This is a genomic window from Candidatus Pelagibacter sp. uisw_098 (assembly GCF_059512505.1).
This window is the reverse complement of sequence record NZ_CM183454.1, coordinates 1,308,264-1,335,128: the sequence shown is the minus strand read 5'-3', so window position 1 is coordinate 1,335,128 and position 26,865 is coordinate 1,308,264. Positions and strand designations below refer to the sequence as shown.

At 28.7% G+C, this 26,865-nt stretch carries 30 protein-coding genes; 14 read left to right on the top strand and 16 right to left on the bottom strand.

Translation table 11 applies throughout. From position 1 onward, the window contains the following. Complete coding sequence (locus AC5YF9_RS07245; RefSeq protein WP_415303998.1) at nt 1-591, bottom strand: winged helix-turn-helix domain-containing protein; 591 nt, start codon at nt 589-591, stop codon at nt 1-3. A 12-nt stretch (nt 592-603) separates the two neighbouring features. Here AC5YF9_RS07245 and AC5YF9_RS07240 point away from each other — a divergent pair, with 12 nt between their 5' ends. Then, a complete protein-coding gene (locus AC5YF9_RS07240; RefSeq protein ID WP_415303997.1) occupies nt 604-1,095 on the top strand; it encodes a L,D-transpeptidase family protein in 492 nt (163 codons plus the stop codon). On the opposite strand, the gene AC5YF9_RS07235 is transcribed toward AC5YF9_RS07240, so the two are convergent. Continuing rightward, nucleotides 1,092-1,751, bottom strand: a complete 660-nt coding sequence (locus AC5YF9_RS07235) for a YggS family pyridoxal phosphate-dependent enzyme (protein WP_415303996.1) — start codon at nt 1,749-1,751, stop codon at nt 1,092-1,094. The two genes, AC5YF9_RS07240 and AC5YF9_RS07235, sit on opposite strands and share 4 nt — an antisense overlap. Here AC5YF9_RS07235 and AC5YF9_RS07230 point away from each other — a divergent pair. Together AC5YF9_RS07230 and AC5YF9_RS07225 are read left to right on the top strand one after the other, a co-directional pair. Further along, the gene (locus AC5YF9_RS07230; RefSeq protein WP_415303995.1) at nt 1,746-2,297 is read left to right on the top strand and encodes a thiamine phosphate synthase; all 552 of its coding nucleotides are present in this window, start codon (nt 1,746-1,748) and stop codon (nt 2,295-2,297) included. The two genes, AC5YF9_RS07235 and AC5YF9_RS07230, sit on opposite strands and share 6 nt — an antisense overlap. 2 nt (nt 2,298-2,299) lie before the next feature. Further along, complete coding sequence (locus tag AC5YF9_RS07225; RefSeq protein ID WP_415303994.1) at nt 2,300-3,838, top strand: tetratricopeptide repeat-containing sulfotransferase family protein; 1,539 nt, start codon at nt 2,300-2,302, stop codon at nt 3,836-3,838. A gap of 48 nt (nt 3,839-3,886) precedes the next feature. On the opposite strand, the gene AC5YF9_RS07220 is transcribed toward AC5YF9_RS07225, so the two are convergent. Continuing rightward, nucleotides 3,887-4,879: a porin gene (locus tag AC5YF9_RS07220; RefSeq protein WP_415303993.1), complete on the bottom strand. Its 993-nt coding sequence runs from the start codon at nt 4,877-4,879 to the stop codon at nt 3,887-3,889. Between the two features lie 198 nt (nt 4,880-5,077). On the opposite strand from AC5YF9_RS07220, the gene AC5YF9_RS07215 reads away from it, so the two are divergent. Genes AC5YF9_RS07215 through holA form a run of 4 tightly spaced genes read left to right on the top strand, consistent with a single transcriptional unit; the run spans nt 5,078 to nt 9,648 of the window. After that, nucleotides 5,078-5,626 carry a DUF3576 domain-containing protein gene (locus AC5YF9_RS07215; RefSeq protein ID WP_415303992.1) on the top strand — a complete coding sequence of 183 codons (549 nt, stop codon included), beginning with the start codon at nt 5,078-5,080 and terminating at the stop codon, nt 5,624-5,626. A 28-nt stretch (nt 5,627-5,654) separates the two neighbouring features. Then, nucleotides 5,655-8,189: a leucine--tRNA ligase gene (gene leuS, locus AC5YF9_RS07210; RefSeq protein ID WP_415303991.1), complete on the top strand. Its 2,535-nt coding sequence runs from the start codon at nt 5,655-5,657 to the stop codon at nt 8,187-8,189. Nucleotides 8,190-8,191: 2 nt separating this feature from the next. Continuing rightward, the gene (locus AC5YF9_RS07205; RefSeq protein WP_415303990.1) at nt 8,192-8,656 is read left to right on the top strand and encodes a hypothetical protein; all 465 of its coding nucleotides are present in this window, start codon (nt 8,192-8,194) and stop codon (nt 8,654-8,656) included. Next, nucleotides 8,653-9,648, top strand: a complete 996-nt coding sequence (holA, locus tag AC5YF9_RS07200; RefSeq protein ID WP_415303989.1) for a DNA polymerase III subunit delta — start codon at nt 8,653-8,655, stop codon at nt 9,646-9,648. Before AC5YF9_RS07205 ends, holA begins: the two co-directional genes overlap by 4 nt. On the opposite strand, the gene AC5YF9_RS07195 is transcribed toward holA, so the two are convergent. The 9 genes from AC5YF9_RS07195 to hemE all read right to left on the bottom strand — a co-directional run bounded on the left by AC5YF9_RS07195 (nt 9,638) and on the right by hemE (nt 19,166). Then, complete coding sequence (locus tag AC5YF9_RS07195) at nt 9,638-10,486, bottom strand: ParB/RepB/Spo0J family partition protein (RefSeq protein ID WP_415303988.1); 849 nt, start codon at nt 10,484-10,486, stop codon at nt 9,638-9,640. The genes holA and AC5YF9_RS07195 overlap by 11 nt on opposite strands. Beyond that, nucleotides 10,486-11,280 (bottom strand): ParA family protein, encoded by a 795-nt coding sequence (locus AC5YF9_RS07190; protein ID WP_415303987.1) that lies wholly within the window; start codon nt 11,278-11,280, stop codon nt 10,486-10,488. The genes AC5YF9_RS07195 and AC5YF9_RS07190 overlap by 1 nt, the downstream gene beginning before the upstream one ends. An 8-nt stretch (nt 11,281-11,288) precedes the next feature. After that, nucleotides 11,289-11,930 carry a 16S rRNA (guanine(527)-N(7))-methyltransferase RsmG gene (locus tag AC5YF9_RS07185; RefSeq protein ID WP_415303986.1) on the bottom strand — a complete coding sequence of 214 codons (642 nt, stop codon included), beginning with the start codon at nt 11,928-11,930 and terminating at the stop codon, nt 11,289-11,291. Beyond that, entirely contained in the window at nt 11,930-13,801 is a 1,872-nt protein-coding gene (gene mnmG / locus AC5YF9_RS07180) for a tRNA uridine-5-carboxymethylaminomethyl(34) synthesis enzyme MnmG (RefSeq protein WP_496169893.1), read from the bottom strand. The genes AC5YF9_RS07185 and mnmG overlap by 1 nt, the downstream gene beginning before the upstream one ends. A 165-nt stretch (nt 13,802-13,966) precedes the next feature. After that, nucleotides 13,967-15,298, bottom strand: coding sequence for a tRNA uridine-5-carboxymethylaminomethyl(34) synthesis GTPase MnmE (gene mnmE, locus AC5YF9_RS07175; RefSeq protein ID WP_415303985.1), 1,332 nt, complete (start codon nt 15,296-15,298; stop codon nt 13,967-13,969). 68 nt (nt 15,299-15,366) lie between these two features. After that, the gene (gene rho, locus AC5YF9_RS07170; RefSeq protein WP_415303984.1) at nt 15,367-16,635 is read right to left on the bottom strand and encodes a transcription termination factor Rho; all 1,269 of its coding nucleotides are present in this window, start codon (nt 16,633-16,635) and stop codon (nt 15,367-15,369) included. Nucleotides 16,636-16,702: 67 nt separating this feature from the next. Next, nucleotides 16,703-17,137 carry a protoporphyrinogen oxidase HemJ gene (gene hemJ / locus AC5YF9_RS07165; protein WP_415303983.1) on the bottom strand — a complete coding sequence of 145 codons (435 nt, stop codon included), beginning with the start codon at nt 17,135-17,137 and terminating at the stop codon, nt 16,703-16,705. Further along, nucleotides 17,130-18,164: a ferrochelatase gene (gene hemH / locus AC5YF9_RS07160; RefSeq protein ID WP_415303982.1), complete on the bottom strand. Its 1,035-nt coding sequence runs from the start codon at nt 18,162-18,164 to the stop codon at nt 17,130-17,132. Before hemH ends, hemJ begins: the two co-directional genes overlap by 8 nt. Next, on the bottom strand, nt 18,165-19,166 hold the full coding sequence (gene hemE / locus AC5YF9_RS07155; protein ID WP_415303981.1) for a uroporphyrinogen decarboxylase: 1,002 nt from the start codon (nt 19,164-19,166) through the stop codon (nt 18,165-18,167). It abuts the gene before it with no gap. A 284-nt stretch (nt 19,167-19,450) separates the two neighbouring features. Here hemE and AC5YF9_RS07150 point away from each other — a divergent pair, with 284 nt between their 5' ends. From AC5YF9_RS07150 to dnaQ, 5 genes are read left to right on the top strand one after another with little or no spacing between them, the layout of a single operon-like run. Beyond that, entirely contained in the window at nt 19,451-20,275 is an 825-nt protein-coding gene (locus AC5YF9_RS07150; RefSeq protein ID WP_415303980.1) for a pyruvate, water dikinase regulatory protein, read from the top strand. Continuing rightward, entirely contained in the window at nt 20,268-20,855 is a 588-nt protein-coding gene (locus AC5YF9_RS07145) for a Maf family protein (RefSeq protein ID WP_415303979.1), read from the top strand. Before AC5YF9_RS07150 ends, AC5YF9_RS07145 begins: the two co-directional genes overlap by 8 nt. Continuing rightward, a complete protein-coding gene (gene aroE, locus AC5YF9_RS07140; RefSeq protein ID WP_415303978.1) occupies nt 20,852-21,649 on the top strand; it encodes a shikimate dehydrogenase in 798 nt (265 codons plus the stop codon). The genes AC5YF9_RS07145 and aroE overlap by 4 nt, the downstream gene beginning before the upstream one ends. After that, complete coding sequence (gene coaE, locus AC5YF9_RS07135) at nt 21,646-22,215, top strand: dephospho-CoA kinase (protein ID WP_415303977.1); 570 nt, start codon at nt 21,646-21,648, stop codon at nt 22,213-22,215. The genes aroE and coaE overlap by 4 nt, the downstream gene beginning before the upstream one ends. Before the next feature lies 1 nt (nt 22,216). After that, on the top strand, nt 22,217-22,885 hold the full coding sequence (gene dnaQ / locus AC5YF9_RS07130) for a DNA polymerase III subunit epsilon (RefSeq protein ID WP_415303976.1): 669 nt from the start codon (nt 22,217-22,219) through the stop codon (nt 22,883-22,885). On the opposite strand, the gene AC5YF9_RS07125 is transcribed toward dnaQ, so the two are convergent. Both AC5YF9_RS07125 and AC5YF9_RS07120 read right to left on the bottom strand, forming a co-directional pair. Continuing rightward, nucleotides 22,882-23,304: a protein-export chaperone SecB gene (locus tag AC5YF9_RS07125; protein ID WP_415303975.1), complete on the bottom strand. Its 423-nt coding sequence runs from the start codon at nt 23,302-23,304 to the stop codon at nt 22,882-22,884. The genes dnaQ and AC5YF9_RS07125 overlap by 4 nt on opposite strands. Further along, nucleotides 23,288-23,710: an FxsA family protein gene (locus tag AC5YF9_RS07120; RefSeq protein ID WP_415303974.1), complete on the bottom strand. Its 423-nt coding sequence runs from the start codon at nt 23,708-23,710 to the stop codon at nt 23,288-23,290. Before AC5YF9_RS07120 ends, AC5YF9_RS07125 begins: the two co-directional genes overlap by 17 nt. 58 nt (nt 23,711-23,768) lie before the next feature. On the opposite strand from AC5YF9_RS07120, the gene AC5YF9_RS07115 reads away from it, so the two are divergent. Both AC5YF9_RS07115 and AC5YF9_RS07110 read left to right on the top strand, forming a co-directional pair. After that, the gene (locus tag AC5YF9_RS07115) at nt 23,769-24,368 is read left to right on the top strand and encodes a Tim44/TimA family putative adaptor protein (protein ID WP_415303973.1); all 600 of its coding nucleotides are present in this window, start codon (nt 23,769-23,771) and stop codon (nt 24,366-24,368) included. Beyond that, on the top strand, nt 24,369-24,905 hold the full coding sequence (locus AC5YF9_RS07110) for a Smr/MutS family protein (protein WP_415303972.1): 537 nt from the start codon (nt 24,369-24,371) through the stop codon (nt 24,903-24,905). A 4-nt stretch (nt 24,906-24,909) separates the two neighbouring features. On the opposite strand, the gene hslU is transcribed toward AC5YF9_RS07110, so the two are convergent. Both hslU and hslV read right to left on the bottom strand, forming a co-directional pair. Then, nucleotides 24,910-26,277, bottom strand: a complete 1,368-nt coding sequence (hslU, locus tag AC5YF9_RS07105) for an ATP-dependent protease ATPase subunit HslU (protein ID WP_415303971.1) — start codon at nt 26,275-26,277, stop codon at nt 24,910-24,912. Beyond that, a complete protein-coding gene (gene hslV, locus AC5YF9_RS07100) occupies nt 26,277-26,792 on the bottom strand; it encodes an ATP-dependent protease subunit HslV (RefSeq protein WP_496169892.1) in 516 nt (171 codons plus the stop codon). Before hslV ends, hslU begins: the two co-directional genes overlap by 1 nt. Between the last annotated feature and the right edge of the window lie 73 nt (nt 26,793-26,865).

Genomic DNA, 26,865 nt, shown 5'->3' with positions numbered 1-26,865 from the left:
TTAAAGATGATACCCTTTTTCACTGCTTAATATAAAATTATCATCTCCAAACACATTTTCGATTTTTTTTCTTAATCTGTAAATATGAGTCTCAACGGTATGAGTGTCTAAATTATTAGCATAATTCCAGATTTCACTTTGAAGTTTTGAAACCTTTTGTGGAATTTCTTCATAAAAGAGGAATAGAATTAATTGGATTTCTTTTTCTGTTAACTTTGTATTTGTACTACGATTGTATATTTTTCTGTTGTTTAAATTAATAACGTAATTTTTGATAATAATTTCAGATTGTGATCTGTATTTAAGTTTTAAAAGAAAAATATTTATTTTTTCAATTAAGCTATTTAGAGAAATTGGCAAGTTTTCAAAAATTAAGACTTCTTTACTGTCAATAGTCTTAATTTTAAAATTTGTTTTTTTATGACTAGTTATTATAAGTGAATATTTTAAATTTTTGTTATTTAACTTAATGAAATTTTGTAAATCTAAATCATTAATCTCAAAAACGTTAAAATTTAATGCACTTTTAATTTCATTAAAAATTTCATATAATTCTTTAAAATTAGCAATATAAACATTTTGTTTTAACATGATTATTTTATTATGATTATTAACCTTAAAAATAAGCATACACTCCAAATTGATGAATTTCAATTTAGATGTTGCATTGGAAAAAATGGCATAACTAAAAAAAAAATCGAAGGTGATAATTGTACACCCAAAGGATTATTCAAATTATCTCAAATTTACTACAGAGCTGATCGCATCTCATTGGGTAAATGCAAAATTAAAAAAACTAAAATTAGTAAAAATATGGGTTGGTGTGATGATTCATTAAGTAAATTTTATAATAAACAAATTAATATTAATAAAAAAGTAAAACACGAAAAACTATATCGGAGAGACTACAAGTACGATTATGTAATTGCTTTAGACTATAATAGAAAAAAAATTATTACAAAAAAAGGGAGTGCAATTTTTATACATTTGACAAAAGATTATAAACCTACTGCTGGCTGTGTTGCAATTAATAGATTACATTTTGAGATCTTGTTAAAAATCATTAAAAAAAATACTTTTATCAGAATAAACTAGATTCGTTCCCCAAAAATTTTAGATCCTATTCTTAAATAAGTTGCTCCATATTTTGCAGCTTCTACAAAATCATTAGACATTCCCATACTCAAATTGGGTAAATTTAATTTGTCTGAAAGTTCTTTCATATTTATGAAAAACTTAGATGAGACTTCATATTTCGGCGGCAAGCACATCAATCCAATTATATTTAATCCTAGATTTAAAGAACATTCCTTGTAAAAATCTTCCAAATTTTCGATATCGACACCATTTTTTTGTTTTTCTTTTCCAATATTAACTTGAATAAAAATTTTTATTTTTTTGTTTTTTTTATTTTCTTCTTGAGATATTTTTTCAGCAAGCTTTAAATTGTCTAAAGAATGGATGTAGTCAAATAGTGGTATTAAAAACTTAACCTTATTCGTTTGAACTTTGCCCAGCATGTGTAATTTTAAATTTGAAAAATTACTCTTAACATCACTCCATTTTTCTAAGGCTTCCTGAATTTTATTTTCTCCAAAGTTTATATGGCCATATTTTATTAATGGAAGAATATCTTTTATTGGATATGTTTTGCTTACAGCAATAATTTCACTTTTTATTTTATTATTATTTATATTCAAATCTTTCAATTGGTTTTCAATATTAATTAAGTTATTAATTGGATTATGCATTTTAAAAATTTAAAATTTTTTTGTTTTATCGATAAATTTGATAATAATATAATAAACAAATTATTAAATAATACCTCTGTAATATATAGAAATTATCATACTAAAAATAATTTAGACACAATTATAAGTATAAAAAATGCATGTAAAAAAAAAGGAATAAAGTTTTATCTCAGTAATGATGTTAAATTAGCAATAAAACTCAACCTAGATGGAGCATATGTACCTTCCTTTAATAAAGACAGAATATTTAATTCATATAATTTTAAAAAAAAATTTAAACTACTAGGTTCCGCACACAACCTACAAGAAATTAAAGAAAAAGAGATTCAAAATGTTAATTATATATTTTTATCACCTTTGTTTACTTCAAAAAAAAATAAAAATTGTTTAGGGTTATATAGATTTTTAAATCTAATGAAAAAGACTAAGAAAAAAATTATATGTCTTGGCGGAGTTAATGAAAAAAATCTAAGTCAAATTAAGATTTTAAACCCTTATGGTATTGCTTCCATTTCATTATTTCAAAATGAAAGTGTTATTATTTAATTATGATTAAGAAAATAAGCAAAGAATACCTTCAAAAAGAATTAAAAAAAATTCACAATTTTTTTGTTTCACAGAATTACGAAGTGGTTATAGAAAAAACAAGTGCTTTACTTAAAAAGGATCCAACTCAAGTTACTTTTTATAATTACATTGGTCTTTCTTATAAACAGTTGGGTCAACTAACAAAAGCAGAAAGTATTTTAAAAAGGGGGCTTAAAAAACAACCCAAGGCTATAACTTTACTTTGTAATTTGGGTGCTGTTTATAGAAATATGGAAATGTTTTCAGATGCAGAGATAATTTTTAATAGAGCACTTCAAATAAACCCAAAAGATACGAATGTTCTAATTAATTTTGGTAATTTAAAAAGAGACTTAAACAAAATTGATGAGTGCATAAAATTGTATGAACAGGCTTATTTAATAAATGATAATATTGAAACTTTATTAATTAATTTAGCTGGCACTTATCAAATTATTGGTGAATTTGATAAGTCTAAAGAAGTTTTAAAAAACCTTCAATTAAAATTTCCCCATAATATAATTGCAGATAAAATGCTTAGTACTATTAATTTTTATAATACAGACGATAATCACCAAAAATTAATGATAAAAAAAATTAACAATCCTGATCTAGCAAGTGAAAATAAAATTCCACTATATTTTGCTTTAGCCAAATCATATTCAGACCAGAAAGACTATAAAAAATCCTCTGAATATTTTATCAAAGGAAATGATGCACAATTTAATATCTTTAAAAATTATAATTTTTCTGACGAATTGAACTTATTTAATACTATTAAAGAAAAATTTACTAACCAGGTGTTTAGCACAACCCAATCATCAGATGTACCTAACTTAATATTTGTTGTTGGATTACCAAGGTCTGGAACCACCCTCACTCACCAAATTATATCCTCACACTCTAAAGTATACGGTGGGGGTGAACTACCCGTACTGAATTCCATATTGTCAAAAAAAATTTTTGATATTGATCAGCTTGATCAAAATTATATTGATGCTTTATCTGCTGAAATTCTTGCTTTATTTAAACAATTTAATCAAAATCTGATTATTTTAGATAAATCGCCATTAAATTTTCAATGGATTGGTTTTATTAAATTATTATTTCCCCATGCAAAGATAATTCATTGTAAAAGAAATTTAAAAGATACCGCTCTATCTATTTATAAAAATGTTTTTGACGGATTTTCTTTGCCATGGAGCTATAATCAAGTAAATTTAATAAAATTTATAAACCTTTATGAAGATTTGATGGCTTTTTGGCATGCCAAAATGCCTAACTATATTTATGACTGTGAATATGAAAAATTGGTTAATGATCAAAACGTTGAAACACGCAAAATAATAGATTTTTGTAATCTTGCCTGGGAAGATAATTGTATTAATTTTGAAAAAAATGGTCCACCGATAAAAACAGTGAGCATTGCTCAAGCAAGAAAACCAATTTACAAAAGCTCTGTAGATCTTAACAAAAATTACAAAGATTATTTAGATTTTTTAGAAAAAATTGAAGAGTAAAAAAAAGGCCCCATAAAGGGGCCTTTTAAATATAATCTTTTTACTTAATTAAAACGCAAAAGATAAAGAGATTTCTGTGTGCTCAGATTCGATACCAGCAACTTGCTGAATATTTTCTGCTTTGTTTGAGTGAGCTTTAAGACTCATTCCACCCATAGAGTAACCAATTGACATACCAGTTACATCTTGCTCATCAGTATCACCTTCTTTTTCAGTTTCTTGAGAACCGTAAGATATTGAAAGGTTATCATTTATTGCAAATGATATACCGTACATATCTGTTTCAAGGTCAGAGTTAGCAGTTGCAGAATCGATTTCTGAATGCTGTGCACCAACAGTTACTGGACCAAATGCATATGTGAAACCATATGTAGTATGATCATTAGATGTAGAAGCTGTTACACCTCTTTCACCAGTACCAGCAACGATTCTTAAACCATCGATAGGTGTCATAGATACTGCAATTGAAGTAGCAGATTCTACAGCGCCTGTTCCTGAGTTTCCACCATCATCTGTTGAGTTATCAGAAGTTTTTACACCGTAACCAACGTTAATGTTAGCCATATCACCAACAGAATAAGCATAGTTGAAACCAGTAGTTCCACTATCAACTCTTCCATTTAGACCTTCAGTTCCATCAGATATAGAATCAGCGTCTAGACCATTCCATACTTCTTCTTCTGCAGTTGGCATAATGTCATCAATTTTACCAATACCTAGATCACCTGAATCTTGGTTATAAGTTATTGCTCCCATAGCACCCATGTCATAAGTTAAAGATGAAGAACTTTTTCCACCATTAGCTGTCATAGCGTGATATAGAGATACAGTATGTCCATTATCTAATTCACCTGAACCAGTAAATGTCATTAACTGCTGCATACCAAATCTGTTACCATCTGCTTCTGCATCGTTTTTTCCAGTATCACCAGTATAAGTAAGCTTAGCACCACCACTTACTGATAATTCACCAGCTTGTGCTGAAAATGCTACAAGCGAACCTGCTAGAGCTGAAAGACCTATTTTTTTTAGGTTTGTCATATTTTCTCCTATTTGTTTGTTAATTATTATTATTAATAATGCGTATTGATAACAAATATTGTTAAAATTTTTATAATATAAGATAATAAAAGAGTTTTTTTTAGTATTTGTTGCATAAATATCACACTATAATTCCTTTTAATAACAACAATATGTGTGATAATACGCTATTTTTTGATGATAATAAACATACATAAAATGATAAAATTTATAAAAATAATTCTTTTTGTTACACTAATTTTTAATATCTCAGGTTGTGGGATATATAAAAAAACTGATGCGCGTAAGGTATCCCCAAACGTGAAAGATAGGGTTGATAAAAATATTAAGGAAGGGAGAAATTTTAAATTATTAGGTGGTGATAAAAAGAAAAATGGTGTTTTTGATTTTGCCTCATCTAATGAATTATGGAGAGCTTCTCTTAAATTGCTAGAATTTACACCATTAAGCAACGTTGATTATTCTGGGGGAATGATTATTACAGATTGGTTTTCAGATGAAAAAAAAGAAAATGAATATACTAAAATTACTGTAAGATTTTTATCTACAGAAATAAGAGCTGATGGAATTAAGGTTATTATATATAAAAAAACCTGTGATAATCAAAATAGATGCAAAACATCTAAACTAGAAACAGCTTTAGCTGATGAAATAAAATTAGCGATTCTAAAAGAGGCTACTTTAATTAAAAATAATGAATTAACAAAAAGACCAGATTATAAATCACCAGACTTCGGTACTAAATAATTATAATTTAAAAATATAGTTCATTAAAATGGATAGATATAATTTCAAAACTGTTGAAAAAAAATGGCAGAGTTTTTGGGATAAAAATAAAACGTTTGCTGCACAATTAGACAAAAGTAAAAAAAAATTTTATTGTTTAGAAATGTTTCCTTATCCTTCTGGCAAGATACATATGGGGCATGTAAGGAATTATACAATTGGCGATGTTCTAGCAAGATTTAAAGCATTGCAAGGATTTAATGTTTTACATCCTATGGGTTGGGACTCGTTTGGTATGCCAGCAGAAAATGCGGCAAGACAGAATAATCTGGATCCCAAAACATGGACTGAGTCAAACATTGAGACAATGAAGTCTCAACTTAAAAAACTTGGCTTATCGATTGATTGGAGTAGGGAAATTTCGACTTGTTCATCTAATTATTACCAACACCAACAAGAATTTTTTTTAGAGCTCTATGATAAGGGTTTAGTTTATAGAAAAGAAAACTATGTAAACTGGGATCCAATTGATGAAACAGTTTTAGCTAACGAGCAAGTAATTGATGGAAAAGGCTGGAGATCAGGTGCAACTGTAGAAAGAAAAAAATTAAATCAATGGTTTTTTAATATATCAAAGTTTTCAGAAGATCTTCTAAAAGGCCTAGATACTCTAACTAATTGGCCAAATAAAGTAAAGGTTATGCAAAAAAATTGGATAGGAAAATCTTTCGGCTGTGAAGTTGAATTTAAAATTGAGAGTGAAAAGCCTGTTGACAGTATTAAGTGCTATACAACTAGACCAGATACTTTGTTTGGATTTTCATTTCTAGCATTATCAGTTGATCATCCTCTGTCTAAATTTTATGAACAAGATGAAAAGTTTCAAAGTTTTAAAAAAGAGTGCTCAAAAACTGGGACAACAGAAGAGTCCATTGCATCAGCTGACAAACTGGGATTTAAAACTGACCTAGTTGCAATAAATCCTCTAGATGAAACTATAAAAGTTCCCGTTTTTTTTGCAAATTTTGTTTTAATGGATTATGGACTTGGTGCTGTTTTTGGATGCCCCGCTCATGATCAAAGAGATTTAGATTTTGCAAAAAAATATAATTTAAAAATTACCCCTGTTGTAAAACCAGATAAAGATAAAGATTTTGAAATTAATAATGAAGCTTATACTGGAGATGGATATCTTTATAATTCAAAGTTTTTAGATGGTTTAAAAGTACCAAATGAATCGATAATCAAAACAATAGAGTTTCTTGAAAAAAATAATCTAGGACAAAAAAAAACAAATTACAGATTAAAAGATTGGGGAATATCAAGGCAACGTTACTGGGGATGTCCTATACCGATTGCTTACGATGAGAATGATCAGCCAATTAAAATTCCTACAGATATGCTTCCTGTTAAATTACCAAAAATAGAAAAATTAGAAACCACTGGCAATCCTCTAGATAATGCTGAAAAATGGAAACATTTTACTCTTGATGGTAAAAAATATAGAAGAGAAACAGATACCCTAGATACATTTGTTGATTCTTCCTGGTATTTTCTAAGATTCTGCTCTTCAAAAAATGCCAACCATGGATTTACTCAGGAAGAGGTTGATTATTGGATGCCAGTTGATCAATACATAGGTGGAGTTGAGCATGCAATTTTACACCTTTTATACTCTAGGTTTTTTATGCAAGCTCTTTCTTATCAAAATGAAAAATTTAACTTAAAAGAACCATTTGATGGTTTATTTACGCAAGGTATGGTTTGTCATGAAACGTATAAAGACCAAAAAAATAATTGGTTAAGTCCAGAGGAAGTTTTCTCTAAAGATACAAAAAACTTTTATAAAAAAACAAATCCTTTAGAAAAAATAATTGTAGGACCAATAGAATCTATGTCCAAGTCCAAAAAAAATACTGTCGATCCTCAAAATATAATAGAAAACTATGGAGCAGATTCTGTGAGATTATTTATTTTATCAGATAGCCCACCTGAAAGAGATGTACAATGGTCGGATCAAGGTATGATGGCATCGTATAAATTTTTACAAAAATTATGGGTACTACATTCGAGAATTCTAAAAAAAATTGATACCAATAAATCAGATACTCATAATGAAAGATTAACAAAATTTACAAATCAATTAATTTATAAAATTACTCACAACTTGGAAAAATTTCACTACAATGTAATAGTTGCTAATCTTCATGAAATGTATAATTTTTTAATCAAAGAGATAGAAAACCCTGTAAAAACAAGCTTTTTAGTCGAAAATTATAAAAAAATCCTTATATCAATGATGCCTTTTATCCCTCATTTTGCAAACGAATGTTTAGAAGATATTAATCAAGATAAGGTAAAATGGCCAATTGTTATGGCGGAAGAGCTGGAAGAAGAAAATATAAATTTTGTAATACAAATTAATGGTAAAAAGAAAGCTCTTCTAAAAGTAAAAAATAATATTGATGAAAAGACTTTGTTGAAACAAATTGAAGAAAATAAAGATACCGAAAAACTGCTAAAAGATCAAAAGGTAAAAAAAACAATTTTTGTATCAAACAGACTAATAAATATTATAATATAAGAATGTTAAAAAAAACTATCTTAATTTCATTTTTTTTACTTACATTATCCTGTGGCTACGAGGCGATACACTCAAAAAAAAACTCTATAGATTATAATTTTTCAGTTAGTAGTATAAATTTTCAAGGAGATAGAGATATTAATTTAAAAATTAAGCAAAAATTTAATAATTATATTCTGACGAAAAAAGATAAAAAATTTATACTTGATGTTAGAAGTGTATCAGAAAAAATAGTCACTGCGAAAGACCCTGCAGGGGACCCTACAGATTTTGAAAACATCACAACAACAGAAGTTGAGGTTTACATTGGCGTGGATTTAAAACGAAAAATAAAAATAAAAAAGAGCTTTAAATATAGTAACAGCACTAACAAATTTGACCTTAAAAACTATGAAAGACAATTAAAAACAAATTTAGCTGAAACGATTTCAGATGAACTAATTTTTAAATTATCAAATATTAGATGATCATAAAGTCGTTTGAATTAAATAAAATAAATTTAAATAATTATAAATTTTACCTTTTTTTTGGTAACAATGAAGGACTGAAAGAAGAAATTATAAAAAACTCGTTTGAAAAAAATTATTTAGAGAAGATTCATAGATATGAAGAAAAAGAAATACTAGATAATCGAAATGAATTTTTCAATAGTGTGCTTACAAAATCATTTTTTGATAATCAAAAACTCATAATAATAAATAGAGCAACAGATAAGATTAAAGATATAATAGAAGAACTAATAGAAAGAAATCCATCTGATATTCAATTTATTTTGAATTCAAAAAATCTTGAAAAAAAATCTACCGTAAGAAAATTTTTTGAGAAAGAAAAAACTATTATATGCATTCCATTTTATGAAGACAACAATCAAACATTGAATTCTATAATCAGTCAATTTTTTAGAAACAAAAAAATTCCAATCTCACAACAACTAATAAATATTTTAATAGAAAGAAGCAGGGGCGATAGAAAGAATTTAAATAATGAGTTAGCAAAAATTGAAAATTTTTCATTAAATAAAAATAATATAAATCTTCAACAAATTATTAAGCTCACAAATCTAGCTGATAACTATAGTGCTTCAGAACTAATCGACCACTCTCTTGCCAAAAACACAAGAAAAACCGTTACTATTTTAAATGAAAATAACTATTCAGATGAGGACAATATAATAATTATAAGAACATTATTAGCTAAACTGAAAAGATTAGTAAAAATTTATGAACTAGTTGATGAAAAAAATAATATAGAACAAGCAGTTTCTTTGTTTAAACCACCTATTTTCTGGAAAGATAAGCCACTAGTAATACAACAAATAAGGTCTTGGGGAAAAGATAAATTAAAGAGCTTAATTTACGAAAGTAATAAAATTGAATTTTTAATTAAAAAAAATTCAAGTGTAGGAAAAAGTATATTAACAGATTTCATAATTAATAATTCTAAAAAAACTAATAATTAGATTTTATAATCTCAATTATTTTATTTAACTGATCTAGATCTTTATATTCTAATAATAAAGATCCTGAATTATTTTTTTTATTTTTAATTAAAATATTAAGACCAATTTTTTCTCTAATTGAATTCTCTAAGGCTTGTAAATTTGTATCTCTCAAGGGCTTAAGAGAGTGTTTTTTAGTCTTAAAAATTTTAACAAAATTTTCTGATTGTCGAACAGAAAGGTTTTTTTCAATTATTTTATTTGCAACAAACTCTGCATTATCTAGACCTACTAAAATTTTTGCATGTCCTGCTGATAATTTTTGAGTTTCAATTAACCTTAAAACTGCTTCTGGAAGGTTGAGTAGCCTTAAAAAGTTAGCAATATGGCTTCTACTTTTTCCGATAAATTGTGCTACTTTTTCTTGGTCATACGAAAACTCTTCAATAAGACGTTTATAGCCACCTGCTTCTTCGATTGCATTTAAGTCATTTCTTTGAACATTTTCAATAATTGCAAATTCTAAAGATTTTAAATCATCTACATCTGTAATAACCACCGGAACTTCGTGTAGCCCTGCCTTTTGTGCTGATAACCACCTTCTCTCTCCGGCAATTATCTCATACTTTGAACTATCGTTACTAGACTTTCTAACAATGATTGGTTGAATGATACCTCTTTCTTTTATTGAGTTTGTTAAATCTTGTAAACTTTCCTCATCAAATGTTTTCCTTGGTTGAAATTTATTGCTTACAAGATCAGATATCGAAACTTTATTAATGTTTATTTCTACTTTTGTTTCACCTATTAAAGATGACAAACCTCTGCCTAGACCTTTTTTTATTTTGTTTGTATCCATTATGCAGCGCTCCCTATTTTTTGTTCTTGATTAATAAATTCATCTGTAAAGTTAAAATATGATTTACTACCAGGACAAGATTTGTCATACATTAAGACTGGCATGCCGTGCGATGGAGCCTCTGAAAGCCTGACGTTTCTTGGGATTACTGTTAGATAAACTTTTTCATTGAAATAATCCCTTGCTTCTTTTTCAACTTGTGTGGATAGCTTATTTCTTTTATCAAACATTGTTAAAAGTATGCCTCTAATTTTTAATTCAGGATTTAAATTAACTTTTATTCGTTCTATGGTTTTCATTAGCTGGGTTAAACCCTCTAAAGCAAAAAATTCAGTCTGTAATGGAACTAATAGTGAGTGAGAAGACACTAGCGCCATAACTGTAAGCAAGCTTAGTGATGGTGGACAGTCTATAAGTACATAATCATAGGTTGCTCTAGAATTATTCAAATAAGGGGTTAATTCGCGTTTTAAAATGAAGGCTCTCATGCTGTCATCAGCTGTCTCAACCTCAAGCCCAGATAAATCTACATTCGAAGTGATAATATCTAAATTTTTGAACTCAGTTTTTCTAATCACATCAGAAATGACTTTTGTGCCATTCAATACTCCGTAAATAGTATCTGTTGAACTTTCTAAATTGGATAGACCAAGTCCTGTAGTAGCGTTTCCTTGTGGATCAAGATCAATAACTAAAACCTTTTTCTCTTGTTGGGCTAAACCTGCTGCAAGATTAATTACTGTTGTTGTTTTTCCGACCCCACCCTTTTGATTTATTACAGAAATAATTTGCATTTAGTTTTTTAATGTTTTTTTTTAATATCTTTTATATTTAATAAAAATGAATCTTCGCTTGTAATACTTTTTTTCTTTTCAAAATCAAAATCCCAATTTATTAAAGTTTCTTCTAAAACTTTTTCTCCATTTTTTCCCATGAAGACAATTAAATTTTTGTAACTACTAAAATTTTTATAAACTAAATCTAAAATTATTGGTAAAGGTTTAAAAGCTCTTGCCATTATTGTACCCGAGTCTAAATTTTGTGCCTCAAAAATATTTTCTTGCATGACTTCGGTATTTAATTTTAAATCTCTAGATACTTTTCTTAAAAAAGAGCTTTTGTGGTGACTTTTTTCATATAAGTGAACTTTGATCGAATTTTTCTGATTTTTAATCATAATTGATATAATTATACCTGGCATGCCTCCACCTGAACCTATATCTGTTATAATTTTACTATTTAAATCAACAAATTCAATGATTTGTGCTGAATCAATTATATGACGTTCTCTAATAACCTCATTTTTAGCTGTTTCTTTACTAATTATATTAATTTCATCATTTTCCTGCTGTAGCATGGATATAAATAGCTCAAACTCAATTAATGTTTCACGTGGAACATTTTGGTCTTTTAGTAGTGGATATTTTTTAAAAATTTCTTCCATTAAGCTATTAGCTTAATAGACTTTCTTTTTACATGTGACAACAAAATATATACGGCAGCTGGAGTTATTCCATCAATACGCAGTGCTTGTCCCATAGTTTTTGGTTTTATTTGTTTAAATTTGGCTTTTACCTCATTTGATAGTCCAGAAAGATCATCATAATTAACTTTTTCAGGTATGACTAAATTTTCATCTCTTTTAAATGCTAATATATCTGCTTTTTGTTTTTTAAGATAGCCTCTGTAATGAGCATTTATTTCAATTTGCTCATCTATTTTTTTATCAAAATAAGGAATTTCAGGCCAAATTTCTCTTATTTTTTTCATATCAACACCTTTTTGGGTTAATATTTCATTAGATTTCCTTATAATACCATCTTTTGCAATTTTAATATCAAAGTTCTTTATTTTTGTTGGAGATATTGATGATTCAGACATTATTTTAAATATTATTCCTAATTTATGTTCTTTATCTTTAAAAACATCTTCTCTTTCATTTGATATTAATCCAATTTCAATTCCTTTATTTGTTAACCTTTGGTCGGCATTATCTGCTCTCAAACTTAGTCTATATTCTGCTCTTGAGGTGAACATTCTATAAGGCTCTGCGACACCTTTTGTTACCAAATCATCTATCATAACTCCAATGTATGCATCTGATCTATCCAAAATAAATGGCTCTTCTTTCTTAAAAGATAACGCAGCATTAATTCCAGCGATTAATCCTTGGGCCGCAGCTTCTTCATATCCCGTTGTTCCATTTATTTGCCCAGCAAGGTATAAATTTTGAATTTTTTTAGTCTCAAGAGTTAAAAATAGTTCTCTAGGGTCAATATAGTCATATTCTATGGCATAACCGGGTCTAATTATCTTAACATTTTCTAAACCACTGATATTGTTACATATTTCTTGCTGAACATCCTCAGGTAGTGAGGTAGATATTCCATTTGGGTATATTGTGTGATCATTTAATCCTTCAGGCTCTAAATATATCTGGTGACGGTCCTTATCTGCAAACTTTACTATTTTATCCTCTATTGAAGGGCAATATCTTGGGCCAACCCCCTGTATGCTTCCTGAGTACATGGCACTTCTTTTTAGATTTTTTTGAATTATCTTATGAACCTTTTCGTTCGTATAAGTCATCCGACATGAAACTTGTTTGTTTAAATTTTTTTTAGTTAAGAAAGAAAAAAAATAAGGATCATCGTCTGCAAGCTGTTCTTCTAAATTATCATACTTAATTGTTCTGGCATCGAGTCTTGGTGGTGTTCCTGTCTTAAGTCTTCCTATTTTAAAATCATACTTTTCAAGTTGTTCACTTAATCCTGTTGAGGGCTTTTCATCAAACCTTCCTGCTGGCGTTCTCTTATCACCTATATGAATCAAACCATTCAAAAAAGTACCTGTTGTTAAGATTAGCTTACCACATAAAATTTTTTTGCCTGACTTTGTTTCAAAGCCACTTATAGTGTTTTTATTAAAAATAAACCTTATTACAGTATCTGAAAAAATGCTTAAATTACAGTAGTTTAGTAATTTTTCTTGCATATATTTACGATACAGTGATCTGTCTGATTGCGTTCTGGGTCCTTGAACTGCTGGCCCTCTACTTCTGTTTAATAATCTAAATTGTATACCTGATTTATCTGCAACCTCTCCCATCACACCATCTAAGGCATCTATCTCTCTAACAAGATGACCTTTACCAAGACCACCTATCGCCGGGTTACAAGACATCTCTCCTATGGTCTCAATTTTGTGTGTGAATAGGGCAGTGTTAACTCCAAGACGTGCAGAGGCTGCTGCAGCTTCACAACCAGCGTGTCCTCCTCCAATAACTACTACCTCAAATGATAAATCATTTCTCATAAGTTAAATTTATAACCGATATGAATATTTACAAGCAGACAGTATTTTTTAAGAAATAATTGTTAAGACAATTTTGGTTATGTTTTTATAGTTAAAATTGACGAATTAGTTATGGTTATCAACAAAAATGCTGAGAATAGGCTGAAAAAACCCCTTAAATGTTGGTTATTTGCCGATGCAAAAATCGTTGAAAATACTACCCAATATCTCTTCAACATCTACTTTTCCAACTATCATTCCTAAATGTCGTGTTGCTAAACGAAGGTCTTCTGCAGCTTTATCAAAATCCTCTGCTTCATTTTTTTCTTCAAAATTTTTCAAATAATTTAAGCTTTGTTCAAGATGCTGTCTGTGCCTTTCACGAGTAATTAAAATATCTTCACTTGTGATGAATTTATTTTTTAATTTATTTTTAATTTTTAAAATTAAATCTTCTACGTTGAGATTATTTTTTACTGAAATTAAAACATGTTCAAAATTTTTTATTTCATAACTCAAATCTTCTTTTAAAAGATCAGATTTATTAACTACAAGTATTGCATTTTCATCCATCAATTCTTTTAAAACTCCTTTAAAATCAGTGCTTTTAGCGTCTATAACGATCAATTTTAAGTCTGCATTTTCTGCTTTATCAAGTGCTAATTTTATTCCTTTTTTTTCTATTTCATTTTTAGAATCTCTAATTCCTGCAGTGTCAGAAACTACCACTGGATATCCATCAATGTTTAAATGCGTCTCGATTACGTCTCTTGTTGTTCCGGCTATTTCTGAAACGATTGCTGCATCACGATTTGAAAGGTGATTTAGTAAACTAGATTTTCCAGCATTCGTTGGGCCTATGATTGCAATTTTAAAACCTTCCCTAATTCTTTCACCAACTTTTTGATCATCTAAAATTTTTTTTATATTTAAAATTACTTCATTAGAAATTTTTTTTATATTCTTGAAAATATCTTCTGGTAAATCCTCGTCTGGAAAATCTATCTTTGCTTCGACGTGTGATAAAATTTTTAAAAGTTTTTCTCTTAAGCTATTAAATTTATCAGCTGACTTTCCGTTCATTATTTTTATTGCTTGCTGTCTTTGAATTTCAGTTTCTGCTGAAATTAAATCTGCAATACTTTCTGCTTTCAGTAAATTTATTTTTCCATTTTGAAATGCCAATTTTGTAAACTCACCCGCCTCAGCTAGTCTACAATTCTCTACTTCTGAAATAGAGGCGTGTAGAGCATCAATTACTGCTTTGCTTCCATGTATATGTAATTCGGCCATATCCTCACCAGTGTAGCTCTCAGGGCCAGGAAACCACAGTATTATGCCTTCATCAATAAGCTCAGAAGTGTTGATTTTGTTGATTTTTCTTAGTGTGGCAACTCTTGGTTCTGGAATTGTTGTTTTTGTTAATAGTTCAATTACCTTTTTAGTATCTTCTCCTGAAACTCTAATAATTGCTATCCCAGATATACCAGGACCCGTCGATAGAGCATAAATTGTCATATAGATATTATAACTTTTCTTTTAAGGTTCTGTAAAACTTTAAATTAATAGGTGAGGGTGTAACAGTGTTAAGCTGGTTTATTCATCGAGCTAAAAAAATCTGCATTACTTTTTGTTTCTTTAAGTTTTGAATTAATAAATTCAATTGCATCCATTGTTCCCATGGGACTAATTATTCTTCTTAGTACATTCATTTTTGAAAGGTCATCTTTATCGAAAAGCAATTCTTCTCTTCTTGTTCCAGACTTTGTTATGTCGATTGCTGGATAGATTCTTTTCTCTGCAATCTTTCTATCAAGAACTGTTTCACTATTTCCTGTTCCTTTAAATTCTTCAAAAATTACCTCGTCCATTCTCGACCCTGTATCAATCAAAGCAGTTGAGATGATTGTCAAAGATCCACCTTCCTCAATATTTCTTGCGGCACCGAAAAATCTTTTTGGTCTTTGTAGGGCATTTGCATCAACTCCACCCGTTAATACTTTACCTGAACTTGGGATCACAGCGTTGTAAGCTCTACCCAATCTTGTTATTGAGTCCAATAAAATTACAACATCTTTTTTATGTTCAGTTAATCTTTTTGCTTTTTCTATTACCATTTCAGCAACAGCTACGTGTCTTGAGGCGGGCTCGTCAAATGTAGAGCTAATCACCTCTCCTTTGACCGTTCTTTTCATGTCGGTTACTTCTTCTGGTCTTTCATCAATCAACAAAACCATCAAATAGCTTTCTGGATAATTTTTAGCAATTGAGTTTGCGATGCTTTGTAAAATCATTGTCTTACCAGCTTTGGGGGGTGAAATAATTATTGATCTTTGACCTTTTCCAATTGGACTTACAAGGTCGATTAGTCTCGGGGTTAAATCTGGTTTTTTTTCAATCTTAGTTGTTTCAATCTCCATAACCATTTGTTGGTCTGGATAAAGAGGAGTTAAGTTGTCAAACGCAATTTTATGACGAGCCTTCTCAGGTTCTTCAAAATTTATTTTTTCCACTTGTAATAATGCAAAATATCTCTCTCCTTCTTTAGGGGCTCTTACAGGACCTTCGACTGTGTCTCCTGTTCTCAAACCAAACTTTCTTATTTGACTTGGGCTAACGTAAATATCATCTGGTCCAGCTAAGTAATTTGATTCCATTGCTCTTAAAAAACCAAATCCATCTTGTAATAATTGTAAAACTCCTGCTCCAGTTATTTCTTCTTTTTCTGCAACTTTTTTTAATATAGCAAATAAAATTTCTTGCTTTCTAAGCGTGCTAGCATTTTCAATGCCAAGCCCTTCTGCTTGTGTAATTAATTGTTCAGACGATTTTAGCTTAAGTTCTTGAATATTCATGTGGGAGAGTTTTATTTAAGATTTGTTAGATGAGATAAATATATATACTCTTTAAAGTATTACAAGCTTAGATGGGCTTAAAAACAACAATAAAAACAATCAAAATAAGCAATATTGTTGGTACTTCGTTAATTATTCTAAAAAACTTAGAAGATTTAGTATTTTGATCCATCTTAAAATTAGCAAGTAGTTTGGATAAATAAAAATGGTATGCAGTTAATAAAATAACTAACAGCAATTTTAACTTAATCCAAGTTGTAGAAAAAACCTCGGGACCCAAAAAGAAAATTAAAATTAAACCAAATATCCAAGTTAAGATCATGGCAGGTGTCATAATATAAGAATATAATTTCTTTTCCATCGTTTTAAATATTAAAGAGGTATTTTTATCTTTTAAATTTTCGACATGGTAAACGAAAATCCTGGGTAAATATAAAAGTCCCACCATCCAGGAAATTACTGAGATTAAATGTAGGCTCTTAAATAATAAATAACTATTCATAATTTAAACAAGGACATTTTTTAAAATTAGAAGGACATTGTATCTTTGGTGGGTAAAGATTCTCATTAATTTTATATTCATTTTTTTTAATTATTAGTTCTGAAATTGCTTTAATGAAATTCTCATTAACACCAAGTGCTGGAACTCTTGTATAATTTTTACACCCGTTAGCATTTGCTATTTCTTTGTATTCTATATCAAGCTCAACGAGAGTTTCTGAGTGTTCGGAAACAAACGCGATAGGGACCAAAACAATGTGCTTCCCAATTTTGGAATTTTCAATAATTATATCTTCTGTTGATGGTCCTATCCACTTCAGTGGGCCAACTCGACTTTGATAACTTAATATCCAATCTAAGTTTTCATCATTTAAGCTCTCAACTATTTTTTTAACAGATTGCTCTACTTGCCACTGATAAGGATCTCCTTTTTTAATATTTTTTTCTGGCAAGCCGTGTGCAGAGAATATTAATTTCAAATTTTTAAGGTTTTTAATTTTTTTTATTATTTCCTTTGTATGAGCATTAATAAAATTCTGATCTGTTGGGTAACAGCAGATTGTGCTTGTTTTAATATTGTAATTATTTCTCTTACAAATATCTTTCCATTCTTTAATTGAAGATCCCGATGTTGCGGCAGAGTATTGGGGGTAGAGAGGCATTAAAACAACTTCGTCTGGTTTAAATAGCTGAACATCCTTAATCACATCTTTAGCCCTTGGATTCCAACATCTCATTACGATGAAGCATTTGTATTCATCTTTTGTTTGTGATTGATTTAATTTTATTTCTAGGGCGCTTGATTGCTCTTTGGTTAGTTTTAGTATGGGTGATGATCCACCCAGTTCTGCATAAATTTTTTTAGCAACAGGGGCCCTTCTGTTTGAGATTAGTTTTGCTAGGGGGTATCTTAAAAAAGTTGGTAAATTTAAAATCGCTGGATCATTAAATAAATTAAATAAAAAAGGTTCAACATTTTCAATTTTATCAGGACCACCAAGGTTAAATAAGATAATTGCTTTTTTCATTTAATAATCTTTTACCATCTTCACCAAATAATCAACCATGTTGGGCTCGGTTTCCGGTAAAACTCCGTGCCCTAAATTAAAAATATATGGGTGGTCTTTAAAAATATCTAAATATTTTAAGGCCTGCTTTTTTAAGTTTTCAGTGTCTGTTAATAAAACTTTAGGATCAAGCCCACCTTGGACGGGTATATTAATTTTTTTACATATAGAAACTGGGTTTACATTATAATCAATATTAATAGCACTGGGTTTAATGATATCACAATAATTTTTATAATTTTTAACTCCTCTTGGAAAACAAATAACCGGTATGTTTAATGATTTTACATAATCAACCAAATTTAGAGTTGGAACATAAACATAGTTTGGTAAATCCTTTTCCTCTAATAGCCCAGCCCAACTATCAAAAATTTGGATTACAGTTGCACCACTCTTTATTTGTTGATCAATGTGTATTTTTAAAAATTTTTCTAATATTATTAGAATTCTATTTATTAAAAACTCATCTTTAAAAAAATCTTTTATTAATTCTTTTTTTGGTGAATGTTTATTAATCATATAAACTAATAATGTCCATGGTGCCCCAACAAATCCTATTAAATTTTTATTTTTAATTAGGTTGTTCTCACTCACTTTTTTAATTGATTTATAAACTGGGTATAGCTTTTGTATAAAATCAATTTCATCAATTTTAGATATCTCATTTAAGTTTAGTGGTCCTAAATGTGGACCAAAATCTTTTTTAAATTCTACTTTTTGATTTAATCCATAGGGTAACATTAAAATATCTGAAAATATTATTGCGGCATCTAATTCAAATCTTTTTAATGGCTGCAAGGTAATCTCAGATGATAAATTTTCATTCAAACATAAATTAATAAAGTCTAGATTTAACTTTCTAATCTCCCTAAACTCTGGAAGGTATCTTCCAGCTTGTCTCATTAACCATATTGGAGAATTAGTTGTTTTCTTGTTTATTATTGTTTCTAGAAGGGGTGTCATAATAATAAGTAAATATTTAATTATAGTATTAGTTATATAGTATGTGAATAATGGTAATTAATTGTTTTACACAGTTTATACATGATTTATTAACAATTAATAATTTATAGAGGCAAAGAGTAATGTTTAAATGGAGAGTTTATTTAATTTTGTTAGATAAAATGTATATTAATACTTCACATGTTTAGTAATGTTTATAAAACGAGGGTTTTACAGTGAAAAATAAAAAACATCATTATTTCAAAAAATGTTAAAAACAATACTTAATTATCAACATTTTATTCATGGGTAATACATATCAAATATACCTAATTTCCGACTCTACTGGTGAAACTTTAGATAGGGTATTTTTAGCAATTAAAGCACAATTTAAAAATATCGAATATAATGTTAAGTCATACTTTTTTACTCGAACCGAAAATCAGATTGTTAAGATATTATCAGAGGCCAAACAGAAAGAAAATTTAATAATTTTATATACGATCGTTGATAATAATCTTGCAAAGTTTTTAGCCAACAAAAGTGATAGCGAAAGAATTCCTTGCTTTAGCGTTTTAGGAAACTTAATACTTAATTTTTCTAAACTCTTAAATCAAAAAGCATCACACGTCCCAAGTGGGCAACACGCGCTCAATGAGGAATATTATGAAAGAATTGAGGCTATTCAATTTACAATGAATCACGACGACGGAAATTTAGTTGAAGAACTAGATAAGTCAGACCTAATATTACTTGGTGTTAGTAGAACAAGTAAAACTCCAACCTCAATTTATTTAGCAAACAAAGGTTTTAAAACATCAAATATTCCACTAGTCAACGAGTACTCAATACCTGAAAGCTTAAAAAAAAATCCTAAGATGGCATGTGTTGTTGGGTTAACAACGGAGGCAGAGAGACTGGTTGATATAAGAAAAAACAGAATGATGACGCTTAAAGAAAAAGAAAACACCAGTTATACTGATATTCAAAATATTAAAAAAGAAGTTGAGGATGCAAAAAAAACTTTTGCAAAATATAAGTGGCCAACAATTGATGTTACAAGAAAATCAGTTGAAGAAACAGCTGCATCAATAATTAAAATACACGAAATATATAAAAACAATGGTTAATGAAATAATACTTGCTTCGAAAAGCAAAGTAAGAAAAAAAATTTTAGAAGATAACAAAATCACATGCAGGGTCGTGCCGTCTAATGTGGATGAAGACAGTATTAAAGAAAGTTTATTAAAAGAAAAAGCAACACCAGCAATCATATCTAAAAACTTAGCTGAATTAAAAGCAAACAAAGTAAGCCAAAAATTTATTAATGAAATCATTATAGGTGCAGATAGCGTAATAGACCTAGAAGAAGAGATAATATCAAAACCAAACGATAGAATTGAAGCTCTTAAAATACTCAAAAAATTAAATGGAAAAACTCATCAACTCGTTAGTTCAGTTTGCATTTCCAGGGGTGGATCAATGATATGGAATTATACAGATAAGGCTTCATTAACCATGAAAAACATGAGTTTTTTAGAGCTTGAAGTTTACTTAAAAAAAATTTCAGACGAGGCACTTTATGCCTACAATGTTTACCAAATTGAAGGAGAAGGAAGAAATTTATTTTCTAAAATTGAAGGAGATGAAGACACCATTATGGGTCTCCCAGTTAAACAGATAAAAGAATACCTAAGTAGATTAGAATGAATAAAAAATTTTTAGTTATAGGAAACCCAATAGAACACTCTCTATCCCCAAAGCTACACAATTATTGGATAAAAAAAAATAACCTAAACGCATCGTATGATAAAAAACTCTTAGAGCAAAATGAAATTAGACAATTGATTTTAGATCTTAGAGAAGAAAAAATTCATGGATTGAATGTAACCGTTCCATTTAAAAAAACAGTTATTCCATTTTTAGATATATTAAGTGATGAAGCAAAAAATTCTCAATCAGTAAATACTATTTATAAAAACAAAGATAAAATTATTGGAGATAATACAGATATTGAGGGATTTAAAACTGGTTTAGAAACAACAAGCCAGGTTATTAAAAATAAAAAAGTGCTTATTCTTGGTGCTGGTGGAGTCGTTCCTTCAATAATTATTGCTTTAAAAAAAATGCAAATAGCAAAAATTTACCTGAGCAACCGAACAAAAGAAAAAGCACTAGAGATAAAAAAAAATTTTCCAGAAATTGAAATAATAGAATGGGGAAAGACTATAAATTTTGATATAATTATTAATGCAACAAGTATTGGGTTAGGTGAAAAAGATGAAATAAATATTGATTATAAGAATATTAGTCAGAATAAATTTTTTTATGATGTAATTTATAACCCTAATGAAACAAACTTTCTAAAAAAAGCAAAAAATTTTGGTGCACAAATTGAAAATGGTAAAATGATGTTTGTATATCAGGCCCAAAAAGCTTTTTTCATTTGGCATAATATTTTACCCGTAATAGACAAAGAAACGCTTAATTTACTTGATTTATGATTAGAATAGCTATTGTAGGTGATATAGGCTCTGGGAAAAGCCATATAGCAAAACTTTTTAATTACCCAGTTTTTAATGCAGATTTAGAGGTTGCTAAAATTTATAAGACAAACAAATTATGTTTTAAGGATTTAAAAAAAAAACTACCAAAATATTTCTTATCACTTCCAATAAAAAAAGAGGAAATTATATCAGCAATAGATGATAGTGAGAAAAACTTAAAAAAAATTACAAATATAGTTCATCCAGAAGTAAGGAAAAAATTAAATATTTTTTTAAAAAACAACAAAAAAAAAGATATTATTATTTTAGACATACCTCTTTTATTAGAAAATAAACTTAACGAAAAAGACGATGTTATAATTTTTATTCAATCAAAAAAATCTGAAATTATAAAAAGATTAAAAAAAAGAGATAATTTTAATTTAAGTTTATTAAATAAATTTAAAAAAATACAGTTATCATTGAGTTATAAAAAGGAAAAATCTCATTTTATTATTAAAAATAACTTTACTAATAAATCTGCTAAGACAAACATAGCAGAAATTATTAAAAAAATTTTATAAGATGAAGGAAATTATATTAGACACAGAAACAACGGGTCTATCAGTTAGAGAGGGTCATAGAATTGTAGAAATTGGATGTATTGAAATAGATGATTTAATTCCTACCCAAAACAAGTTCCACTGTTATCTAAATCCTGAAAGAAAAGTTTCTGAAAAAGCACTTGAAGTTCATGGTTACACGGACGAATTTTTATCTACTAAGAAAAAATTTTCAGAAGTTGTGGATGAGTTCTTAAATTTTATAGAAAATAAAAGATTAGTAATTCACAATGCCGAGTTTGATTTATCACACTTAAATAACGAATTAACATTACTGGGTAAGAAAAAACTTAATAATGAAAACGTCATAGACACTCTTGCATTAGCTAGAGATAAATTTCCTGGTTCACCAACAAGTCTCGATGCTTTGTGTAAAAGATACAGAATTGATAATTCTGAAAGGACACAACACACAGCACTTATTGACTGTGATCTGTTGGCAAAAGTTTATATTAATCTTTTAGATCAAAAAGAACCAACCTTAAATTTTAAAAATGAAGAAAATATAAAAGCAAAATTAAACTCAAATGTTACAAATCAATATTATAAAAAAGTAATTAAACCCACAGAAGAAGAACTTAAGCTACATGAGGAATATTTAAAAAGTAGCCTAAAAAAAAATTTTTTTTAATTAGATCTTTGTTTATACAGTTGAGTGAAATCTATTTTTTTATCAAGTTTTATTTCAGGAAACCCAGAATTGTGAAGAAGATTCAAAAATGTTTTTTCTAAATTAGGATAAATTTTATTTTGTACATCACACAATAAAATTCTTTCTAAATCTTTTTTATCTTTTACTTCTTCATTAACTTTTACGATTGAAGCATAAACTATTTCAAAATAAGATTTTTTTCCATTTGGTTCCTTATCTTCAAATTTAAGAGTTGTATTAACTTCAATCATTTTATTTTTTAAGGCTTTAGAATTGATATCTATGTTCAATTGATATTTGGCAATATTTTCTTTTACAAATATATAAGTTTGAATATCAGGTGTCTCACTAGAAATGTCTTTTACAAATTCAGCTAATATTTTAAAGTTTTCTGTCATTTTCGTCGTCTATATCTTCAAATTCACCATTAATAAAATCCTGTTTTTTATTATTTGTCTTTTGTTTAGTTGAAACTTTTTTAAAAATCAATTTTCTTGTTGGAGGAAAAATAATCAATAAACCCAAAAAGTCGGTTGCAAATCCTGGTAAAATTAAAAGTAACGCAGCGAAAGCTAAAGCAGCACCAGAGATAATCTCATAAACTGGAAGTCCATTTTTAACAATTTGAGACATTCCAGCCCTTAAAGTATTAAAACCTTCATATCTTGCATAAATAACACCAAAAAACGCAGTAATAAAAATTAGTAAAATAGTATTAAAAGCGCCAATTTGAGAGCCCATTTTGATAAATATATAAATCTCAATAATAGGAATACCAATTAATAATAATAAAAATGTGTTCATTTGTCTTTATACTAAATTGCTAGTTGTAATTAATCAACATAGTAAATATTATTAAATTATGAGTTACAGTTTTGAATACATAGATATTATTCTTTTGGCAATGATTGCTGGTTTTATTTTTCTTCGTCTACGAGGAATACTTGGTAAAAAAACTGGTTTTGAAGGAAAAATACCAACACAATTTGAAAAAGAATTTCAAAAAATTAAACCAAGTCTAAACCCAAAATCAATCAATGAAAATTTTGATAAAGAAGCACAGAAAGATTTTTTAAAAGGTGCAAGAATTGCTTATGAAACAATTATTACTGATTTTAGTGATAGTGATAATAAGTTAATAGCTAGCAAACCTCTTTTGTCCAAAAAAATTCACGATCAATTCAAAGAAGCTCTTTTAGATAGAGAAAATAAAGGCCATTTTGCGGAGATAACTTTTATAGGAATTAAGACAGCCATAGTTAAAACACATCAAAAAATAGAAGATAGTCTGGAAGTTACAGTAGATTTTGTCAGTGAAATTATAACCTGCATAAAAGATAAAGATGAAAAAATAATTTCAGGAGATACTGAAAAAATTAAAACAGTTTACGATACATGGGTTTTTTCAAAAGATATAAAATCGATCAATCCTAACTGGTTGTTAATTGATACTATTACATAATTGATTAAAAAAATTTCAGATAAAGACAAAGAAGACTGGGAAAACTTCCTAAAAAATAAACAAAAAATTCCTAATAAAAAATTTTTACAAAAAAAAGATATAAGGGGTAAAAAAACTATAGAAATTTTAGAAAAAGATAAGCAAGATTGGGAAAATTTTATAAAAAATAAAGAGAAAATTCCTAATAAAGATTTTGTTAATAAAAAAAATATAAGACAAGAAAAAATAAAAAAGATAGACCTTCATGGTTACACAATTGAAGAAGCAAACAAAGCTGTAGAACAATTTATTCAAAAATCCCTTGATGAAAATGTTACTAAAATAATAGTGATTACAGGCAAAGGCCTTAGGTCTAAAAATGTTCAAAACCCCTATCTTTCAAGAGACTTAAGCATCCTAAAATATTCAGTCCCTGAATTTATTGAAAATAACAAAAACCTAACAAGAGTTATTATTGAAACTACTGATGCAAAAATTGAAGATGGTGGAAGTGGAGCATTTTACATTTATCTTAAAAATAAATTTAAGATAAAGTAGTTTATTAGAGAATAAATTTAGATAAATCTGTATCTTTAACAAGTTCATCTAGATTTTGCTTTACGTACTCTGAATTAATTACAATTTTTTCACCAGCTCTGTCTGTTGCTGTAAAACTAATATCATCTAAAATTCTTTCAATGATGGTGTGCAATCTTCTTGCGCCAATATTTTCTACAGTATTGTTAACTTCTGAGGCCATACTTGCGATAGCATCTATTCCATCTTCTGAAAATTCTAATTCTACATTTTCGGTTTTTAAGAGAGCCACATACTGTTTGATTAAACTATAATCTGGCTCTTTAAGAATTCTTTTAAAGTCGTCACTAGTTAAAGCTTCAAGTTCAACTCTTATTGGAAGCCTACCTTGTAGTTCAGGAAGTAAGTCTGAAGGTTTCGCAAGCTGGAATGCTCCTGATGCAATAAATAAGATATGGTCAGTTTTAATTGTACCATACTTTGTACTCACAGTTGTTCCTTCAATTAAAGGAAGTAGATCTCTTTGTACTCCTTCTCTAGAAACATCTCCACCTGATCTATCTGTTCTCCCAGAAATTTTATCTATTTCATCCAAAAAAACTATTCCATTATTTTCCGTTGAATCCTTTGCTGATTTTATAATTTTATCTTCTTCTATTAACTTATCAGCTTCATCGTTAATTAAAATTTCATGAGATTCTTTGACTGTCATTTTTTTCTTCTTCTGTTTATTTCCAACAGATTTTCCAATCATCTCACCAATATTTATCATCCCAATGTTCGCGCCAGGCATTCCAGGAATTTCAAAGGAAGCTTGAGAACCGCTATCATTTACTGCGATTTCAATTTCATTATCGTCTAAATCACCATCCCTTAATCTTTTTCTAAAACTTTCTCTTGTAGCAAGGCTTGCTTTATTTCCAACCACCGCATCCAAAACTTTTTCTTCTGCTAATTTTTGGGCTTTTGCATGAACTTCTTTTCTTTTCTTTACTTTTTCCATTGCAATTGCAATTTCAAGTAGATCTCTTATAATTTGCTCAACATCTCTTCCAACATATCCAACCTCTGTAAACCTTGTTGCTTCGACTTTTACGAAAGGTGCTTCTGCTAATTTGGATAGTCTTCTAGAAATTTCTGTTTTACCAACCCCTGTTGGTCCAATCATTAAGATATTCTTAGGTAAAACCTCATCTTTCATTTCACCTTTTAAAGCCTGTCTTCTCCATCTATTCCTTAAAGCAATAGCGACTGCTTTTTTAGCTTTATTTTGTCCAACTACGTATCTATCTAATTCTGAAACTATTTCTCTAGGAGACAAAGAGCTAACCAAAGAACGATCCTTGTTTTTATTTTTTTCTTTTGGAAAAGGTGTAACGTTTGAATCTTCCATTAAATTTTTTCTATCTTAATATTATCATTAGTGAATACACATATTTCAGAAGCAACCTTAATAGCTTTTCTTGCAACTTCTTCTGCACTTAAATCTGTATCCAATAAAACTTTAGCAGCAGCTAAGGCATAATTCCCACCAGAGCCTATACCTATGGCATTGCCCTCAGGTTCTAAAACATCACCTGTACCAGAAATTATAAAACTATTTTCCTTGTCGCCAATAGCCATTAAGGCTTCTAATCTTCTTAAATATTTATCTGTCCGCCAATCTTTTGCTAACTCGACAGCTGCTCTAGGAAGGTTTCCAGCATGCTTTTCAAGCTTTGCCTCAAGCCTTTCAAATAAAGTTAAAGCATCAGCAGTTGATCCAGCAAAGCCGGCAATTACATTTCTTTTTTCAATTTTTCTAACTTTTGCAGCAGTGCTTTTTATAACCGTATTACCCATGCTAACCTGGCCATCTCCAGCCACCACTACTTCATTATTTTTTCTAATTAGTACTATTGTAGTCATGGATTATAGATGGATATTAATTTTTATTCTTCAAGTAGTGGATTACAAATATTGATATATTTCAACAATCTCT